Annotated in this window: 1 pseudogene; it reads right to left on the bottom strand. The window is 68.1% G+C overall.

From position 1 onward, the window contains the following. Positions 1-1,331, bottom strand: a pseudogene (locus ABZ312_RS45100) (peptidase S8); the annotation flags it as partial.

Raw genomic sequence — 1,331 nt, 5'->3', positions numbered from 1 at the left:
GGGACCCACACCTTCGCCCGTGCCTTGCCCGTGTTGTCGAGGGACAGGGCGGGGGTGAAGCGCACGACGGAGGTGGGGAGCTTGGTGATCCCCGGAGCGTACTCGGAGGAGAACGTCCAGCTCGTGGTCATGCTCGTGGAGACGTCGGCGACCGTGCCGCGCTTGACCGAGACGGTCAGCCGGTAGTCGGCCCGCTCGTTCTCCGCGATGTAGAAGACGTCCATCGGGTAGATGCTGGTGTTGACGAGCTCACCGTTGCGGTAGAGGGATGTTCGCGCGCTCTCGATCGGCGAGTTGTTGTCGCTGATGTTCCCCTCGCTGTCCGAGAAGAGCGGAAGCCGTCCGTCGATCGCCTCATCCGCCCGGAGCAGCCCGATGAGTCCGGCGCCCTCCGGGAGATCCGGCCCGAAGACACCGACGTTGAACACGTGCTGGTAGGAGCGTCCGGGCTTGAACGTCCTCCGAAGTGCGTCATAGGCGGACTCGTACGAGTCGTTCGCGTCGACCTGCATGAAGCCCAGCTGCCACGAGGTGTTCCCCGAGAGCAGGTGCAGGGTGCCGGTGTAGGGCAGGGCGTGCACGGTCCCGAGTCCGGCGCCGCCCTCGGTGATCGGCGTGATGAATCCGAACTTGCCCTTGGCGGGTGCTCCGAGCTTCGCCTCGACCTTGGCGAACTCTCTGGACTTGGCGTGGTGGGTGAAGCCGGTGAGGTACCTGTCGCCGGTCGGCTGGTACACCAGGTGGTACTCGTCGTGCCCGTTGACGCCGGTGGAGAAGGTGGTCATGAGCTGCTGCGTCAGCTGGTCGCCCGCGGCGGCCTTGGGGCCCAGGTGGCCGGTGCGGTACTGCGCGAGGGAGTTGGTGAAGACCCCGTAGCGGGTGCTGTATCCGTCGGCCAGTTCGATGCCCGCGCTGAAGAAGCCGAGGACCGGCTGGGCCGAGCGGTCGGGGACGGTGATGTCGAGCGGCTTGGCGGTGCGCGCGTCCACCGTCACCGTGGTGTCCTGGGTGACGTCGAGGTTGGGCTGGTTGAACCAGTCACCGCCCTGGTCGTACGAACCCGCCGGGTCGACCCGGACCATGCTGTTGAGGAAGTACCGGCCCTTGGGGACGCGTACCGAGTGCGTGTCGCCGCTCAGCACGGTGTTGGCGCCCTTGGCCGGTCCTTCCAGGCCCTGCAGCTGGGCGTCCCAGGCGGGGGCGGGTGCGGGCTCGCCCTTGCGGTCCAGGGCCTTGACCGTGACGGTGTACATCTCCGACTCGCGGTCCACGGCCAGCGCGGTGCCGACGGTCTGCCCGTCGCCGGTGGCCGTGACGCGTCCGGTGAAGGC

It is taken from the genome of Streptomyces sp. NPDC006207, assembly GCF_040613835.1.
Taxonomy (GTDB): Bacteria; Actinomycetota; Actinomycetes; order Streptomycetales; family Streptomycetaceae; genus Actinacidiphila.
Note: the sequence above shows the minus strand (reverse complement) of the source record. Positions and strands in the feature narration are given on the sequence as shown.